Genomic DNA, 15,308 nt, shown 5'->3' with positions numbered 1-15,308 from the left:
CGTCCCCCCGCAGACCGCGTCCCCAACCGTACTCTCAGCGTCCTCAGGCCTCCTCCGGCAGGCCCCCGACCCGGTTCTCCCACTTGGTGGAGAGCACGATCGTCGTGCGCGTGCGCGAGACCCCCTTGGTGCTGGAGAGCTTGCGGATGATCCGCTCCAGCCCGTCCACGTCGCCGGCCCGGACCTTCAGCATGTACGAGTCGTCGCCGGCGATGAACCAGCAGTCCTCGATCTCCGTGAGGTCGCGCAGCCGGCGGGCCACGTCCTCGTGGTCCGCCGCGTCGGACAGCGAGATGCCGATCAGCGCCGTGACGCCGAGGCCGAGCGAGGCCGCGTCCACGGTCGCGCGGTATCCGGTGATGACTCCGGCCGTCTCCAGCCGGTTGATCCGGTCGGTGACGCTGGGGCCGGAGAGGCCCACGAGCCGGCCCAGCTCGGCGTACGAGGCGCGTCCGTTCTCACGAAGTGCCTGGATGAGCTGCTTGTCCACCGCGTCCATGTACCTGGAACCTTCCATTATTCGGCATTCCCTCAAGTTTACGTATAGAATCAAAGGCACACAGGGTCGACACCCTGTGAATCTTTCAACAGATCAAAGATGATCTGACGATTTTCAGGAGTGGTTCACCGTGTACACGATCGAGATGGCCTACGCGCACATGCGACAGCTCCAGGAGCTGGCCAACCGATCCCGCACCGACCAGCCCGCCGCCGCACACCGCGTCGACAAGACCCGTAAGCCGGGGCGCGCCAAGAAGGGCTAGGCGCCACCGCTCGCCTCCTGGGGGCGGGAGCTACCGAGCTCCCCTTCCCACCGGCGGTACAGCCCGTGCGGCACCCCTGCCGCGTCGAGCACCCGCCCCGCGACGAAGTCCACCAGATCCTGGATGTGCGTCGCACCCGCGTAGAACGCCGGAGAGGCGGGCAGCACCACTGCGCCCGCCTCGTCCAGGCTCACCAGATGCTTCAGCGTCTGCCCGCTCAGCGGGGTCTCCCGTACCGTCATCACCAGCCGGCGCCGCTCCTTGAGCGTCACGCTCGCGACCCGCTGGAGCAGGTCCTTCGACAGCCCGAGCGCCACCCCGGCCACGCAGGCCGTGGACGCGGGCACGATCAGCATCCCCTTGACGGGGTACGAGCCGCTGCTCGGTCCGGCCGCCAGGTCCCCGGCGGGCCAGTAGCGCACGCCGTCCAGCTCCGGGCGCGCGAAGGTCGCCGGCTTGCCGTCGGCCCCCCGCTCCAGCCACTCCCCCAGGTCGTCCCGCCAGTGCGCGTCGCGGAAGGCGATCCCCGTCTCGTCCAGCAGCGTCAGGCGCGAGGCCCGGCTCACCACCAGGTCCACGCTCTCGCCCGCCGCCAGCAGCCCGCGGATCACCGCGGCCGCGTACGGCGTCCCGGACGCCCCCGAAACCCCGACCACCCACGGGGTGCGCTTGCCCTCAGTCATACCTCCGAGACTATCCGGCCACCGCCGAGGGGCACTGGCTAAGGTGTCCGCACGTTCAAGGGGTGGACACGGCGGAGGGGTCGTCATGAGCGGAAGCAGTACACACCCGGGCGGTACGGGCTCCTTCGCCCGGAGCCGGCCCGGCCGGACCGGCCGGGCCCTGACCGCCGCGAAGCTGATGCTGGGCTGGGTGGCGCTGCTGTGGCTGATCGAGGCCGTCGACCACGCCACGGGCCACGCGCTCGACTCCTACGGGATCACCGCGCGGGAGGCCGACGGCCTGAGCGGGATACCCCTGGCGCCCTTCCTGCACTTCGGCTTCGACCACGTGGCCTCCAACAGCGTCCCGCTGCTGGTCCTCGGCTTCGTCACCGCGCTCAGCGGCATCGGCCGCTTCCTGGGCGTCTGCGCGGCCATCGTCCTGGCCGACGGCTTCGCCGTCTGGCTGATCTCCCCGCCCCACAGCGTCACGGCGGGCGCATCCGGCCTCGTCTTCGGCCTCTTCGGCTACCTGCTGGTCCGCGGCTTCGTCGAGCGCAGCCCCTTGGGTGTCGCGGTCGCGGTCGTCATCGCGGCCGTCTGGGGCACGACCTTCCTGGCCGGAGCCCTCCCGACGGGCTCGATGGTCAGCTGGCAGGCCCACCTCTTCGGCCTGCTGGCCGGCGCGGCGGTGGCCGCGGTGGCGCGGCCACGGCCGGAGGTGGCGGCGGTCTAGGCGGCGGAGCCGGGGTCCACGGGGAGCTCGGCCGTATCCACCGACACCTTGCCGATGCCGGTCTCCACGGTGACCGTCTCCCCGTACGGGATCACGTCGCGGCCGCGGTAGCCGTCGGGCCCGGGGTTCCACAGGGTCGTGCACTGGGCCTTGTAAGGGTCGAAGATCAGGTAATGAGGGATGCCGCGCCGGGCGTAGGCCCGGTCCTTCACCTCGTAGTCGTTGCGCACGCTGCTCGGCGAGACGACCTCGATGACGAGCTCGACGAGATCAGGCGGGTACGCGCTGAGGTTCCTGTCCGCCTCCGCCCCGGGAATGACGGCAAGGTCGGGGCAGAACTCGTTGTCACCGTCGAAGGGGACGGCGACGTCGCTGATGAAACCCCACTCCGGCGGCACCTGGGCTTCCAGCGTGTTCCACAGCAGCCGGATGGTCCTGGCGTGGTGCGGCTTGAGCGGACTCATCACGATGGCGCCCTCGACAATCTCCATCCGGTAACCGGGGAACATGTCCTCGAACCGGCTGAGCTGTGAGTGCAGGCGCTCGGTCTCCGAGACGGTCACGTCGGCCTCCCTGTCCATGCACTCGATGGTATGCCGCACGCTAGCCACCGGGGCAGAGCGCGAACCGCCGGTTCCGGCCGGGCACACACGATCGAGTTACAGCGACAGCCCCCGCACCACCAGGTCCAGCAGGGCGCACACGAACAGCGCCATGCCGATGAAACCGTTCACCGTGAAGAAGGCGCGGTTCAGGCGGGACAGGTCGTGGGGCGTGACGATGGTGTGCTCGTAGACGAAGGCGGCCACGACGATGAGCAGGCCGAGCCAGAACAGCCAGCCGGCGCCGGTCGCCACCGCGTACCAGGCCAGCAGGCCGGTGGTCACGACGTGCGCGCCGCGCGCGCCCCACAGGGCGGCCGGGATGCCGAAGCGGGCCGGGACGGACTTGACGCCCTCCGCGCGGTCCGCGGCCACGTCCTGGCAGGCGAAGATCAGGTCGAAGCCGCCGATCCACACGCCCACCGCGAGGCCGAGGATCACCGCGTCCCAGGACCACTCGCCGGTGATCGCGATCCAGGCCCCGACCGGGCCCATCGCCTGGGCGAGGCCGAGGATGGCGTGCGGGAAGTTCGTGAACCGCTTCCCGTACGGGTACACCACCATCGGCACGACGGCGATCGGCGCCAGCATCAGGCAGAGCGGGTTCAGCAGCGCCGCCGCGCCCAGGAACACCACGAGGGCGATCCCGGCGCCGGTCCAGGCGGAGCGGACCGAGACGGCGCCGGTCACCAGCTCGCGCCCGGCGGTCCGCGGGTTCCGCGCGTCGATCTCCCGGTCGATGATCCGGTTGGCGGCCATCGCGAAGGTCCGCAGCCCCACCATGCAGACGGTGACGAGCAGCAGCTCGGTCCAGTGCATCCGCTCGTCGAGCGTGTACATGGCGGTGAGCGCGGCGATGTAGGCGAAGGGCAGCGCGAAGACCGAGTGCTCGATCATCACGAGCCGCAGGAACGCCTTGACCTTGCCGGTGGCCTGCGGCGCGGGCCCGGATCCGAGGACCCCTTCGGCTGCGGATGTCATACGAGGGTTCTCCGGAATCCTTCGAGGTCGGCCAGCAGCTCCGCCGTGGGGAGCGCGCCGAGTTCCAGGGTCCACGGGCCGGCGTCGTGTCCCTCCGGCGGGGTGACGTGGGCGGTGACCGCCCAGGCGTCGCCGGACGGGCGGGCCTCCAGGCGCAGGAAGTTCCCGGCATCGGCGGTGAACGGCTCGCCCGCCGCCAGGGCCTTCTGGAGCTGCTCCGCGAAGTCGTCCGCCTCGACGTCCCGCGCGCCGGGCAGCTCGAAGCCGTCGCCCTCGCCGTCCTCGTCGAGCATCAGCGCCCAGACGTTGCCGGGCCCCGCGAACTCCTCGGGGCTGACGCCCGCCTCCGCGGCGGCCTCGCGGACGCCGGGGTCGGAGGGGTCGAGGCTCGGACGCACCAGGGCCACGTAGACGCTGTCGCTGCCGATGAAGAGCTCCGGGCCCTCCACTCCGATGGGGCTCACAGGCCGTATTCCTTCCAGCGGCTGTCCACGAGGGCCGCGGTCGCGGGGTCGGACTCGACCATGTCAGGCCAGCCGCCGTCCCGGGTGTATCCCTCCGTCGGCAGCTTCTTCGTGGCGTCGATGCCCGCCTTGCCTCCCCAGAACTGCTGGTAGGAGGCGTGGTCCAGGTGGTCCACCGGGCCCTCGACGACGGTGAGGTCGCGGGCGTAGTCCGTATTGCCGAGCGCCCGCCAGGAGACCTCGTGGAGGTCGTGGACGTCGCAGTCCTTGTCCACCACGATGATCAGCTTGGTCAGCGACATCATGTGCGCGCCCCAGATGGCGTGCATGACCTTCTGCGCGTGCTTCGGGTACTTCTTGTCGATCGAGACGATCGCGCAGTTGTGGAAGCCGCCCGATTCGGGGAGGTGGTAGTCCACGATGTCCGGAACGATGATCTTGAGGAGCGGAAGGAAGAAGCGTTCCGTCGCCCGGCCCAGCGGGCCGTCCTCCGTCGGCGGCCGGCCGACGACGATCGACTGGATCAGCGGACGCTTCCGCATCGTCACGCAGTCGATCTTCAGCGCGGGGAACGGCTCCTGCGGGGTGTAGAAGCCGGTGTGGTCGCCGAAGGGGCCCTCGGGGAGCGTCTCCCCGGGCTCCAGCCAGCCCTCGATGACCACCTCGGCGTGGGCCGGGACCTGGAGCGGGACCGTCTTGCAGTCCACCATCTCGATCCGCTTGCCCGCCACGAACCCGGCGAAGAGGTACTCGTCGATGTCGCCCGGCAGCGGCGCGGTCGACGCGTACGTGACGGCCGGCGGGCAGCCGAAGGCGATCGCGACCGGCAGCCGCTCACCGCGCGCCGCGGCCACCGCGTAGTGGTTGCGGCTGTCCTTGTGGATCTGCCAGTGCATGCCGATGGTGCGCTTGTCGTGGCGCTGGAGGCGGTACAGGCCGAGGTTGCGCACGCCCGTCTCCGGGTGCTTGGTGTGCGTCAGGCCGAGGTTGAAGAAGGAGCCGCCGTCCTTGGGCCAGGTGAAGAGGGCCGGGAGCTGGTCCAGGTCCACGTCGTCGCCGGTGAGGACGACCTCTTGGACGGGCGCGGAGTCGCCCTTCACCTTCTTCGGCGGCACGTGCACCATCGAGCCGAGCTTGCCGAAGGCCTCGCGGACGCCGATGAAGCCCTGCGGCAGCTCCGGCTTGAGCAGGCCGCCGATCTTCTCGCTGATCTCGGCGTACGACTTCAGCCCGAGGGCCTTCAGCAGTCGCCGGTCGGTCCCGAAGACGTTCATGGCCAGCGGCATCGCCGAGCCCTTGACGTTCTCGAAGAGCAGCGCGGGTCCACCCGCCTTGTTCACTCTGTCGACGATCTCCCCGACCTCTAGGTACGGGTCCACTTCGGCCTTGATGCGCTTGAGGTCGCCCTCCCGCTCGAGGGCCCGGAGCAGCGAGCGGAGATCGTCGTAAGCCATGCGGGCAATTGTGGCATCCCCGCCCAGGGCCCGAACCGCGGCGGGCCCTCTACCCTGGAAGAGTCCACGGCGGACCTGCCCGGTCCGCACCGTTCTTCTGGGGGTCGGTCCCACACCGTGCTGCGCTATCTGCCGTTCCTGCTGATCATCGCGCTGACCATCTACGCCTTCATCGACTGCCTGAACACCCCGGAGGAGGAGGTCAAGGGCCTCCCCAAGGTCGTCTGGGTCCTGATCATCCTGCTCTTCTCGATCGTCGGTCCGCTGGTGTGGCTCTTCGCGGGCAAGAAGCGGGTGCCGGGTGGTGGCGGCCGTTCGCGTCCGGGCCGCCGCACGTGGGTGGCCCCGGACGACAACCCGGAGTTCCTGAAGTCCCTGCGCGAGGAGCGGGACGAGAAGGAACAGGACAAGGACAAGGACTGAGCCCTACGGGGCGCCGGTCCCGGCGCGCGCCGCTGCCCGCTGCGCCGCCTGCGCGAAGGCCCGTACGGCGCCGGTGTCCTCGCCCGCGCGCCAGACCAGTCCGTACCCGACCGGCTCGGCGTCCGCCACCGGTACGTGGGTGACCCCGGGGCGGGCGTGGTAGGCCGCCGCGTGGGCCGAGGTCAGCAGGGCGCCGCGGCCCGCCGCGACCAGCATCAGCGCCTCTTGCAGGTTCGTCACCTCCGGGCCGCGCCGGATCGGCCGGCCGGCCGGGGTGCGCGCCGGGGCCTGGTGTTCGCGCAGGTACGCGGGCAGGTCTCCGGCGACGGCCAGCAGCGCGACCCCCGCCAGCTCCTCCAGCGTCACGGAGTCCCGCGCGGCCAGCGGATGCCCGGCGGCCACGGCCAGCGCCCGCGCCTCGGTGAACAGCGTCGGCCCCTCCCCCAGATCGGGTTCGCGGACCGGGAACTCCGCGAAGGCCACGTCGAAGGCCCCGCCGCGCAGTTGCCCGTACGGGTCGGAGAGCGGCACCTCGCACACCTCGACGCTGATGCCGGGGTGCGTGGTGCGCAGGGCCTGCGCCGCGTGCAGGACGAGTTCGCCCGCGGGCGGGGTGGTGAAGCCGACGTGCAGCACCCCGTCCGCCGCGCGGGCGGTGGCCGCGGCCCGCTCCAGAGCGGCGGCGATGCCCCGGTGGTGGGGCTCCAGGTCGGCGCGGAGCTGGGCGCCCAGCGCGGTGAGGGCGACGCTGCGGCTGGTGCGCAGGAAGAGCCGGGCACCCACGCGCCGTTCGAGGCGCTGCACGAGCTGGCTGACGCGGGCCCGGGAGAGCAGCATGCGCTCGGCGGTGCGGCCGAAGTGCAGTTCCTCGGCCAGGATCAGGAAGCAGTCCAGCTCATCGCGATCGGTAAGCATGGCTGAACGAACGTTGAGGCCTTCGCCGTTGTTCCCGTACGGGCGGCGGGCGAGGGTGGTTGAGCCGGCAACTTCCCGCTCTTCCTCCCTCTCCTTCCCTCTGCGAGGTCTTTCCGTGGACTCCCTCCACCCCATCCGGGGGCGCCGGCTCGGCGTCCTGCTCGTCCTGTGCGGCGCGATCTTCCTCGAAGGCATCGACGTCGCGATGCTGAACGTGGCCCTGCCGTCCATCCGCGCCGACCTCGGCCTCGAAACCGGCACCCTCCAGTGGGTGATGAGCGCGTACGTGCTCGGCTACGGCGGCTTCATGCTGCTCGGCGGCCGCGCCGCCGACCTCTTCGGACGCCGCGCCATGTTCATCGGCTGGCTGTCGGTCTTCCTGCTCTTCTCCGGGCTCGGCGGGCTGGCCACCGAGGGCTGGCAGTTGATCGCCGCCCGTTTCGTGACCGGGGTCGCCGCCGCCTTCATGACCCCGGCGGGCCTCTCCATCATCACCACCGGCTTCGACGAGGGGCCCCAGCGGGAGAAGGCGCTGCTCGTGTACTCGGGCACGGCCGCCGCCGGGTTCTCCGTCGGGCTGGTCGCGGGCGGGCTGCTCGCCTCGGTGGGCTGGCGCTGGGTGTTCTTCGCCCCCGTGGCGCTGGCCGCGCTGATCCTGGCGGGCGCGCTGGCCTTCGTACCGAAGGCGCCCCGTCCCGCGCGCCGGGACCGGGGCCGGATCGACGTGTGGGGCGGGCTGCTCGTGACCGCGGGGGTCGTGCTGCTCGTCCTCGGCGTGGAGGAGCGCGCGGCGCTGCCGGCGGTGGCGGGGCTGGCGCTGCTCGGGGCCTTCGCCCTCGTGGAGCGGCGCACGGCCGAGCCCCTGGTCCGGCTCGGCATCCTGCGCTCGCCCGGGCTGCTGCGGGCCAACGCGGCGGCCCTGCTGTTCTCGGCCGCGTTCTTCGGCTTCCAGTTCCTGGTGGTGCTCTACCTCCAGGAGGTGCGCGGCTGGTCCACCCTGCAGACCAGCCTCGCGATGCTGGTGATCGGGATCGACGCGGTCCTGTCGCCGACCGTGGTGCCGAGGCTCGTGGCCCGGTACGGCAACGGCCGGCTGATCTTCGGCGGCCTGCTGCTGGCAGCGCTGGCGTACGGGCTGTTCCTGCCGCTGGGCGCCGACTGGTCCTACCTGCTGATGCTGCCGAGCCTGATCCTGCTCGGGCTGGCCTTCGCCCTGGTCTACGGGCCGCTGACCATCGTCGCCACCGAGGGGGTCGCGGAGGAGGAGCAGGGCCTGGCGGGCGGGCTGCTGTACACGGCGTTCCAGTTCGGCGCGGCGCTCGGGCTGGCCGGCGTGACGGGGGTGGCGGCCGGCGCCGCCGAGCCCCTGGACGGGTACCGGGCGGCGCTGCTCGTCCCCTTCGCGGCGGCCCTGCTGGCCGCGGCCGTCAGCCTGCCGGGGGTCCGGCGGGGCTCACACCGCCCAGGGCAGGGGGCGGGTGCCCTCGGTACCGGGAACGCGGACGAGGCCGTCGGCGCGCATGGCGACGTAGACCTCGCTGTCCGCCAGGGCGTGGACGTGGCGCAGGACGTCCGGGGGTAGCACCACGGAGTCGCCTGCGGCGACCTTCTCGGTACGGCCGTCGCAGGTGACGTCCAGGGCCCCGGCGGTGACCGTCCAGACCTGCTCGCGGCTGACGGAGTGCTCGGGGCCGGTGATTCCGGCGGGGATGGCTGCGTGCCAGGTGCTCAGTTCGGCGCTGCCCCGGCTGGGGGAGGCGAAGCCGGTCATGGTCGCGTTCGGGGTCGTGATGACGTGGTCGGGGGACGGGGTGATGACGCGCAAGGCGGTTCCTTCGCTTCCGGGGCAGGTGAGTCAAGCTGCTTTACTCATGCGAGTAAAGCAGCTTGACTCACCTGTGTCACCATGTTTCCGTGACCCTCCACCAGAGCGACGACGGCAGCGGCAGCGGCGAGCACGACGGCACCGAGCTGACCTTCCTCCTCGGCCTCGGCTTCCAGCTCCTGCTCGGCGAGTTCACCCGCCGCCTCGAAGAGGCCGGGCACGCCGACGGCCTGCGCCCGCTGCACGGCATGGCCTTCCAGGCCCTGGGGGCCTCGGGCGCCACCGCGACCGAGCTCGCCGAGCGGCTCGGGGTGACCAAGCAGGCCGCCGGGCAGCTCGTGGACGACCTGGAGCGGCGCGGCTACCTGCGCCGCACCCCGCACCCCGGGGGCGGCCGCCGCAAGCTGGTGGTCCTGACGGAGGCCGCGACGGCCCACCTGGGGGCGGCCGGACGGGTGCTGCACGAGCTGGAGGCCGAGCTCGGCCGCGGCAGCGTCGACCTCGGCGCCCTGCGCACCGAACTGGGCCGCCTGGTCGGCACCCTGAACGGGGACGGCCCCCTGCCGCCACTGCGCCCCGTCTGGTGACGGGGCGGCACCGGACCGAAAACGCCGGAGGGGCCGGGCTGCCTTTCGGCTGCCCGGCCCCTCCTGTGTTCCGTCCGACTGTCCGTCCGGCTGTTCCGTCCGACCGGGGTCAGACGCCCGCGTACGAGTGCTTGCCGCTGAGCAGGATGTTCACGCCGTAGTAGTTCCAGATCCAGCAGGCGAACGCGAAGAGCGCGAGGTACGCGGCCTTGCGGCCCTTCCAGCCGGCCGTGGCGCGGGCGTGCAGGTAGCAGGCGTACGCCACCCAGGTCACGAAGGACCAGACCTCCTTGGGGTCCCAGCCCCAGTAGCGGCCCCACGCGTCGCCGGCCCAGATCGCGCCCGCGATGATCGTGAAGGTCCACAGCGGGAAGACGGCCGCGTTGATGCGGTACGAGAACTTGTCGAGCGAGGCCGCCGACGGGAAGCGCTCCCAGACCGAGGTGGCGAACTTGCCCGGCTTTCCGCCGCGCGCGAGCTTCGCCTCGTAGCCGTCGCGGAAGAGGTACATGACCGCGCCGGCCGCGCCGATGTAGAAGACCGCACCGCAGATGATCGCGGTGGAGACGTGGATCAGCAGCCAGTACGACTTCAGCGCGGGGACCAGCTGGTCGCTGTCGGTGTAGAGCACCGTGGTGGCGATGCCCAGGTCGAGCAGGACGGTGGTGACGAGGAACAGGCCGAGCCAGCGGACGTTCTTCTTCAGCGCCAGGAGGAGCAGGTACGTGCCGACGGCCACCGTGGAGAAGGTGATCGAGAACTCGTACATGTTGCCCCAGGGGGCCCGCTCCACGGACATCGCGCGGGCGACGACGCCGGCCGCCGCGAGGAGGAAGCCGAGGGCGGTCAGCGAGATCGCGATGCGCCCGTACAGGTCGCCCTGGACGGTGCCGCCTGCCGCGCCGGGGCCGTCCGGCACGTCACGGCTGCCGGCGGCGCTGCGCGTGACCACCGCGGGCTTGTCGAGGACGGCGGTGCCGGCCTTGCCCCGCACCTGGACGGCGGGGGCGGCGGCCTTGGCTTCGGCCGCGGCCCCGGAGCGGGTGAGCGCGGCGGCCGTACGGGCCACCTTGCTGCGGCTGCCGAAGATCCACTCGGCGATGTGGGCGAAGAAGGCGAGGGTGTAGACCGCCATGGACGCGTAGATCAGGTTGTTGCTGAGGTGAGCCAGACTCTCGTTGGCTGCGGCCGCGAGCTGCATCACGCGCGCTCCCCTTCGACTTCTTCGGCTTCTTCGGCAGGTTCGGCAGGTTCGGGTTCGGTATCGGCGGCGGGCGGCGCCGGCGCCGCCGTGGGCGCCCGCTCGTGGAGCGCGCCGGCCAGGACCGCCAGCTCCTCCGGGAGCTTGGCGGACTCGCTGCGGCCGAGGCCCGCCATCTCGACGACGGTCACGCCGTCCTTGCCGCGGACCGCGCGCACCCAGATCCGGCGGCGCTGGATGAAGAGGGAGCCCGCGAGTCCCGCGATGGCGGCGACGGCGCCCGCGAGGGCGAGGCCGCTGCCGGGCTGGTGGGTGATCGAGAAGGTCGCCCAGCGCTCGATGGACTCGAACTTCACGGTGCCCTGGCCGCCGGGCAGTTCCATGGTCTCCCCGGGCAGCATCCGCTTCGCGAGCGGCCGGCCGTCCTCGGTTTTGAACTGCTCCATCTTGGAGGTGTCCAGCTGGTACACGTTCTGCGGCAGGCCCGAGTCCACCCCGAGGCTGCCGTGCCACGCGTTCAGCGCGAGCGCCGGGAAGTCCAGCTCCGGGAACTGCGAGAACATCGTGCCCTGGCCGGCGCCCGCGAAGGTCGGCACGAACATGGCCGCGAAGCCGAGCTGCGTCGCCTTCCCGTCCTTGTCCTTGTAGCCGTCGGTGACCTTGATGGCGCCGGTCGAGGTGAGGTTGCCGTCCTGCGGCAGCATCGGCACGGCGTCCTTGTAGACCACCTTGCCGGTGGAGTCGGTCACCGAGATGACCGGCGCGTAGCCGTGGCCGAGCAGGTAGACCTTGGAGCCGTCCACCTCCATCGGCTTGTTGACCTGGATCTCGCGCTTCTCCGGCTTGCCGTGCGCGCCGTTGCTGAAGGTGACGTACGCCTTGAAGTCGCGCGGGGTGCCCTTCTGCGGGCCCGTGCGCTCGAACGTCGCGTCGAACTTGTCCAGGGTGAACGAGAAGGGCGGCAGGTCCGCGGAGTCGAAGAGGCCGCCGGCCTTGAAGTCGTCGTACTGGGTGAGCGTGTTCGAGAAGCCCTTGCCGCGCAGGACGAGCTTGCCGCCCTCGGACTTGAAGTACTGGCCCCAGGCGAAGGCGATCAGCATGACGATCAGCGCCACGTGGAAGATCAGGTTCCCGGCCTCGCGCAGATAGCCCTTCTCGGCCGAGACCGATACCGCGGCGGCCTCCGTACGGAAGCGGCGGCGGCCGAGCAGGCCGCGGGCGGAGGCGAGCACCTCGTCCGGGGGGGTGTCCGTGCGCCAGGTCGCGTACGCGGGCATCCGGTCGAGCCGCTTGGGCGCGGCCGGCGGCCGGCCGGTGAGCTGGCCGACGAACTGCCAGGAGCGCGGCAGGATGCAGCCGATCAGCGAGATGAACAGGAGCAGGTAGATCGCGGAGAACCACACCGAGCTGTAGACGTCGAACAGCTGGAGCTTCTCGGCGACGCCCACCCAGGAGGCGTGCTCCTTCTTCCAGGCGGCGACCTTCATCAGGTCGACCTGGTTCTGCGGGACCAGCGAGCCCGGGATGGACGCCAGCGACAGCATGAAGAGCAGGATCAGCGCCACCCGCATCGAGGTGAGCTGCCGCCAGAACCAGCGGGCCCAGCCGAGCACCCCGATGCCCACGGGGCCGCCGGGGGCGTCTTCCAGGGGGGCGGTGGACAGCTGAGCGCCGGCGGCCGCCTCGGCCGAAGCCTCGGCGGTGGCTTCGGCGGACGCTTCGGCGGAAGCGGAATCCTCGGACTCCGGGGCATCGTGCGGCGCCTCGGTGGGCGCCTTGTCGGTCGTACTCATGTCCGTGTAGTCCTCAGATCCCCACCGTGAAGCCTTGGGTCCAGCTCTGCATGTCGCTGACGATGCTGCTCCACAATCCTGTGACGAGCAGCAGACCGGTCAGGATCAGCATGCCGCCGCCGATGCGCATCACCCACGCGTAGTGCTTCTTCACCCAGCCGAACGCGCCGAGCGCCTTGCGGAAGGCGAGGGCGGTGGCGATGAACGGCAGCCCCAGTCCCAGGCAGAAGACCACGGTCAGCAGCGCGCCGCGGCCGGCGGTGGCCTGGTCGAGGGAGAGGGTGCCGACGGCCGCGAGGGTCGGGCCCATGCAGGGGGTCCAGCCGAGGCCGAAGAGCACGCCGAGCAGGGGTGCGCCGATCAGGCCGACGGTCGGCTTCTTGTGGAAGCGGAACTCGCGCATCGTCAGACCGGGGATCGCGCCCATGAAGAACAGGCCGAGCAGGATCACCAGGCCGCCGAGGACCCGGGAGATGACTTCCTTGTTCGCGTCGAGGGTCTGCCCGAAGTAGCCGAACAGCGCGCCGGTCGAGACGAACACGGCCGTGAACCCGAGGACGAACAGGCTCGCGCCGCCCAGCATCCGGCCGCGGCGGGCCTCGGCGAGGTCGGCGCCGCCGACGCCGGTCACGTAGGAGAGGTAGCCGGGGACCAGGGGCAGCACGCAGGGCGAGAAGAAGGAGACCAGCCCGGCGAGCAGGGCGATCGGCAGGGCCAGCAGCAGGGCGCCGTTGAGGACGGTCGTGTTCACGCCGGTCGCTTCGGCGGCGAGGACGGTCTCGGAGAGCGGCGCGGAGAGCCCGGCGAGTCCGGAGAGTGCGGTGACCACGAGGTCACTTCTCCGCGAGGAGCGGGTCGATCATGGAGCGCAGCTTCTCCTCGCTGACCGCGGCCAGGGTGCGGGAGGCGATCTTCCCGTCCTTGTCGAGGACGAGCGTGGAGGGGATGGCGTTCGGGTTGAGGGTGCCCTTGGGGAACCGGAGCATCAGCTTGCCGTCCGGGTCGAAGAGGCTCGGGTAGGTGATCCCGTAGGTCTCTTCGAAGGAGGCCGCGTTCTGCTTGGTGTTGTCGCGGGTGTTGATGCCGACGAAGGCGACGGGCTGCCCGGCCGCCTCCAGTTCCTTGGCGACCTTCGCGAAGGACGGGGCCTCGGCCCGGCACGGCGGGCACCAGGAGCCCCAGACGTTGAGGACGACGACCTTGCCCTTGAGGGTGGTGGTGTCCAGCGTCTTGCCGTCCACGGTCTCCCCGTCGAGCTTGGGGGCCTCGGTGCGGTCGGCCTTGGCGACGGTGGAGATGCCGCTGGAGCCCGTCACGTAGTTGCCGCCGGCGGAACCGGAGGATTTGCTGCCGCCGTCCGCATCGCTGCACGCCGTCAGGGTCAGGGCGCTCGCGAGGGTCACCGCGGTCAGCAGGGTGGCGCGGCCGCTGGTCGAGCGGCTGCGGCGGGGGGCGCGGCTAAGGCTCATGTGAAAAGTTTCGCATGTGCGGTTCGCGGATCTTCCGCGCCCCCCGGGGGGCCTGTTAAGCCGCTGGTCAGGTGCTGACGCGGGGCGGGTCAGGCGGCCGCGAGATACGTGCCCCAACCACCGGTCGGCGCCTGGCCGGGCCCGAGCGTGCGCAGCTTGGCCAGCACCTTGGGGTCCTGGACGTCCAGCCAGTCGGTGAACTGCCGGAAGGATACGAGGCGTACGTCCCTTTTGTCCGCCATGCCCTTGAGGGACTCCTCGACGGCGTCCATGTAGATGCCGCCGTTCCACTCCTCGAAGTGGTTGCCGATGAAGAGGGGCGCGCGGTTGCCCTCGTAGGCCCGCTTGAAGCCGCCCAGGTAGGCGCCGGTGGCCTGGGTGCGCCAGGCCGGGTAGTTGGACGGGACGCCCTTGGTGGTGTTCTTGGACTGGTTCGCGAGGATGTTGTAGTCCATCGACAGCACTTCGAAGGAGTGCCCGGGGAAGGGGAGCGACTGCAGCGGCAGGTCCCACAGGCCGCCGCGCTTGACCGGCCACTGCTGGAGGCCGCCGGGCGAGCTGGAGTCGTAGCGCCAGCCCATCTCCTGGGCGGTGGGCAGCAGGTTGTCCTGGCCGAGCAGGCAGGGGGTGCGGGCGCCGACGAGCTCCTTGCGGTAGTCGAAGGGCAGCGGTTCGAGGTCGGTCCAGCCGGTGTTGGTGCGCCAGTTGGTGACGAAGGACACGGCCTGGTCTATCTCGCTGCGCCAGTCCTCCGGGGTCCACTTGCCGACCGAGCCGGAGCCGCCGCAGAAGTGCCCGTTGAAGTGGGTGCCTATCTCGTGGCCGTCGAGCCAGGCCTCGCGCACGTACCCGAGGGTGTTGCGGACGTTCTCGTCCTTGAGGTAGCCGATGTCGGAGGCGCCGACGGGGTTCTTCGGCGGGCGGTAAAGGTGCTTCTTCGACTCGGGCAGGAGGTAGATCCCGGACAGGAAGAAGGTCATCGCCGCGCCGTGGTCCTTGGCGAGCTTGAGGAAGCGCGGGAAGAGGCCGTTGCCGATCTCTCCCGCGCCGTCCCAGCTGAACACCACGAACTGGGGCGGGGTCTCGCCCGGCTGGAGGGGGACGGGGGCGGCCGGCTGGTGCGGCTGCGGCCCGGTGTCGGCGGTGGATCCGTCGCCGATGGGCTTGACCACCGGGCCGGGCGGGGCGGTGGGCGTCGTGGCGCCCGACGGGTTGACCGGTCCGGGGTTGCCCGCTCCGGACGGGCCGCCGACGCTGCAGCCGGCGATGCCGGCCGCCGCGGCGGCTCCAAGTCCGAGCCCGAGTACTCCTCTTCGGCTGAAGCCGCGCATATCGCTCATGAAATTCATACAAACGGACATTTCGGCGATGTCGAGAGGTGACACGGCCTCGTCCGGCAACTTGTATGAAATTAGGTGCAGTCTTGACCAAA

The 15,308-nt window shown here is 71.0% G+C and carries 17 protein-coding genes and 1 pseudogene; 5 read left to right on the top strand and 13 right to left on the bottom strand.

Going from position 1 to position 15,308, the window contains the following annotated elements:
* Positions 1–43 precede the first annotated feature (43 nt).
* Positions 44–499, bottom strand: coding sequence for an Lrp/AsnC family transcriptional regulator (locus AC6CKD_RS00345; protein ID WP_478689510.1), 456 nt, complete (start codon positions 497–499; stop codon positions 44–46).
* A 130-nt stretch (positions 500–629) separates the two neighbouring features.
* Between AC6CKD_RS00345 and AC6CKD_RS00340 the strand changes: the two genes are divergently transcribed.
* Entirely contained in the window at positions 630–764 is a 135-nt protein-coding gene (locus tag AC6CKD_RS00340) for a hypothetical protein (protein WP_356660038.1), read from the top strand.
* On the opposite strand, the gene AC6CKD_RS00335 is transcribed toward AC6CKD_RS00340, so the two are convergent.
* The gene (locus tag AC6CKD_RS00335) at positions 761–1,447 is read right to left on the bottom strand and encodes a UbiX family flavin prenyltransferase (RefSeq protein WP_498324466.1); all 687 of its coding nucleotides are present in this window, start codon (positions 1,445–1,447) and stop codon (positions 761–763) included. The two genes, AC6CKD_RS00340 and AC6CKD_RS00335, sit on opposite strands and share 4 nt — an antisense overlap.
* A gap of 85 nt (positions 1,448–1,532) precedes the next feature.
* Here AC6CKD_RS00335 and AC6CKD_RS00330 point away from each other — a divergent pair, with 85 nt between their 5' ends.
* Positions 1,533–2,162 (top strand): rhomboid family intramembrane serine protease, encoded by a 630-nt coding sequence (locus AC6CKD_RS00330; protein ID WP_498324465.1) that lies wholly within the window; start codon positions 1,533–1,535, stop codon positions 2,160–2,162.
* Here AC6CKD_RS00330 and AC6CKD_RS00325 read toward each other — a convergent pair.
* From AC6CKD_RS00325 to AC6CKD_RS00310, 4 genes are all read right to left on the bottom strand, one after another.
* Entirely contained in the window at positions 2,159–2,743 is a 585-nt protein-coding gene (locus tag AC6CKD_RS00325; protein ID WP_498324464.1) for a Uma2 family endonuclease, read from the bottom strand. The genes AC6CKD_RS00330 and AC6CKD_RS00325 overlap by 4 nt on opposite strands.
* A gap of 78 nt (positions 2,744–2,821) precedes the next feature.
* Positions 2,822–3,745: a menaquinone biosynthesis prenyltransferase MqnP gene (gene mqnP, locus AC6CKD_RS00320; protein ID WP_498324463.1), complete on the bottom strand. Its 924-nt coding sequence runs from the start codon at positions 3,743–3,745 to the stop codon at positions 2,822–2,824.
* Positions 3,742–4,209 carry a hypothetical protein gene (locus AC6CKD_RS00315; RefSeq protein WP_498324462.1) on the bottom strand — a complete coding sequence of 156 codons (468 nt, stop codon included), beginning with the start codon at positions 4,207–4,209 and terminating at the stop codon, positions 3,742–3,744. The genes mqnP and AC6CKD_RS00315 overlap by 4 nt, the downstream gene beginning before the upstream one ends.
* The gene (locus AC6CKD_RS00310) at positions 4,206–5,663 is read right to left on the bottom strand and encodes a menaquinone biosynthesis decarboxylase (RefSeq protein ID WP_498324461.1); all 1,458 of its coding nucleotides are present in this window, start codon (positions 5,661–5,663) and stop codon (positions 4,206–4,208) included. The genes AC6CKD_RS00315 and AC6CKD_RS00310 overlap by 4 nt, the downstream gene beginning before the upstream one ends.
* 117 nt (positions 5,664–5,780) lie before the next feature.
* Here AC6CKD_RS00310 and AC6CKD_RS00305 point away from each other — a divergent pair, with 117 nt between their 5' ends.
* Positions 5,781–6,086, top strand: a complete 306-nt coding sequence (locus AC6CKD_RS00305) for a PLD nuclease N-terminal domain-containing protein (RefSeq protein WP_498324460.1) — start codon at positions 5,781–5,783, stop codon at positions 6,084–6,086.
* A 3-nt stretch (positions 6,087–6,089) separates the two neighbouring features.
* On the opposite strand, the gene AC6CKD_RS00300 is transcribed toward AC6CKD_RS00305, so the two are convergent.
* Entirely contained in the window at positions 6,090–7,001 is a 912-nt protein-coding gene (locus AC6CKD_RS00300; RefSeq protein WP_498324459.1) for a LysR family transcriptional regulator, read from the bottom strand.
* A gap of 133 nt (positions 7,002–7,134) precedes the next feature.
* On the opposite strand from AC6CKD_RS00300, the gene AC6CKD_RS00295 reads away from it, so the two are divergent.
* Positions 7,135–8,583 (top strand): MFS transporter, encoded by a 1,449-nt coding sequence (locus tag AC6CKD_RS00295; RefSeq protein ID WP_498325379.1) that lies wholly within the window; start codon positions 7,135–7,137, stop codon positions 8,581–8,583.
* A gap of 9 nt (positions 8,584–8,592) precedes the next feature.
* Here the strand turns inward: AC6CKD_RS00295 and AC6CKD_RS00290 are convergent.
* Positions 8,593–8,772, bottom strand: a pseudogene (locus tag AC6CKD_RS00290) (cupin domain-containing protein); the annotation flags it as partial.
* A 143-nt stretch (positions 8,773–8,915) separates the two neighbouring features.
* Here AC6CKD_RS00290 and AC6CKD_RS00285 point away from each other — a divergent pair.
* Positions 8,916–9,413, top strand: coding sequence for a MarR family winged helix-turn-helix transcriptional regulator (locus tag AC6CKD_RS00285; protein WP_498324458.1), 498 nt, complete (start codon positions 8,916–8,918; stop codon positions 9,411–9,413).
* 109 nt (positions 9,414–9,522) lie between these two features.
* On the opposite strand, the gene ccsB is transcribed toward AC6CKD_RS00285, so the two are convergent.
* The 5 genes from ccsB to AC6CKD_RS00260 form a co-directional block, all read right to left on the bottom strand.
* The gene (ccsB, locus tag AC6CKD_RS00280; protein WP_498325377.1) at positions 9,523–10,614 is read right to left on the bottom strand and encodes a c-type cytochrome biogenesis protein CcsB; all 1,092 of its coding nucleotides are present in this window, start codon (positions 10,612–10,614) and stop codon (positions 9,523–9,525) included.
* Positions 10,614–12,407, bottom strand: coding sequence for a cytochrome c biogenesis protein ResB (resB, locus tag AC6CKD_RS00275; protein WP_498324457.1), 1,794 nt, complete (start codon positions 12,405–12,407; stop codon positions 10,614–10,616). Before resB ends, ccsB begins: the two co-directional genes overlap by 1 nt.
* Positions 12,408–12,420: 13 nt before the next feature.
* The gene (locus AC6CKD_RS00270) at positions 12,421–13,158 is read right to left on the bottom strand and encodes a cytochrome c biogenesis CcdA family protein (RefSeq protein ID WP_498325375.1); all 738 of its coding nucleotides are present in this window, start codon (positions 13,156–13,158) and stop codon (positions 12,421–12,423) included.
* Between the two features lie 82 nt (positions 13,159–13,240).
* The gene (locus AC6CKD_RS00265) at positions 13,241–13,876 is read right to left on the bottom strand and encodes a TlpA family protein disulfide reductase (protein ID WP_498324456.1); all 636 of its coding nucleotides are present in this window, start codon (positions 13,874–13,876) and stop codon (positions 13,241–13,243) included.
* An 89-nt stretch (positions 13,877–13,965) separates the two neighbouring features.
* Positions 13,966–15,207 (bottom strand): polysaccharide deacetylase family protein, encoded by a 1,242-nt coding sequence (locus AC6CKD_RS00260; protein ID WP_498325373.1) that lies wholly within the window; start codon positions 15,205–15,207, stop codon positions 13,966–13,968.
* Between the last annotated feature and the right edge of the window lie 101 nt (positions 15,208–15,308).

It is taken from the genome of Streptomyces sp. GQ60 (genome assembly GCF_059758875.1).
Note: the sequence above shows the minus strand (reverse complement) of the source record. Positions and strands in the feature narration are given on the sequence as shown.

Excerpts from the sequence above, each read along its gene's own strand:
- AC6CKD_RS00345 (WP_478689510.1), bottom strand. The coding sequence starts at position 499 with ATGGACGCGGTGGACAAGCAGCTCATCCAGGCACTTCGTGAGAACGGA.
- AC6CKD_RS00335 (WP_498324466.1), bottom strand. The coding sequence starts at position 1,447 with ATGACTGAGGGCAAGCGCACCCCGTGGGTGGTCGGGGTTTCGGGGGCG.
- AC6CKD_RS00330 (WP_498324465.1), top strand. The coding sequence starts at position 1,533 with ATGAGCGGAAGCAGTACACACCCGGGCGGTACGGGCTCCTTCGCCCGG.
- AC6CKD_RS00325 (WP_498324464.1), bottom strand. The coding sequence starts at position 2,743 with ATGGACAGGGAGGCCGACGTGACCGTCTCGGAGACCGAGCGCCTGCAC.
- mqnP (WP_498324463.1), bottom strand. The coding sequence starts at position 3,745 with ATGACATCCGCAGCCGAAGGGGTCCTCGGATCCGGGCCCGCGCCGCAG.
- AC6CKD_RS00310 (WP_498324461.1), bottom strand. The coding sequence starts at position 5,663 with ATGGCTTACGACGATCTCCGCTCGCTGCTCCGGGCCCTCGAGCGGGAG.
- AC6CKD_RS00300 (WP_498324459.1), bottom strand. The coding sequence starts at position 7,001 with ATGCTTACCGATCGCGATGAGCTGGACTGCTTCCTGATCCTGGCCGAG.
- ccsB (WP_498325377.1), bottom strand. The coding sequence starts at position 10,614 with ATGCAGCTCGCGGCCGCAGCCAACGAGAGTCTGGCTCACCTCAGCAAC.
- resB (WP_498324457.1), bottom strand. The coding sequence starts at position 12,407 with ATGAGTACGACCGACAAGGCGCCCACCGAGGCGCCGCACGATGCCCCG.
- AC6CKD_RS00265 (WP_498324456.1), bottom strand. The coding sequence starts at position 13,876 with ATGAGCCTTAGCCGCGCCCCCCGCCGCAGCCGCTCGACCAGCGGCCGC.
- AC6CKD_RS00260 (WP_498325373.1), bottom strand. The coding sequence starts at position 15,207 with ATGCGCGGCTTCAGCCGAAGAGGAGTACTCGGGCTCGGACTTGGAGCC.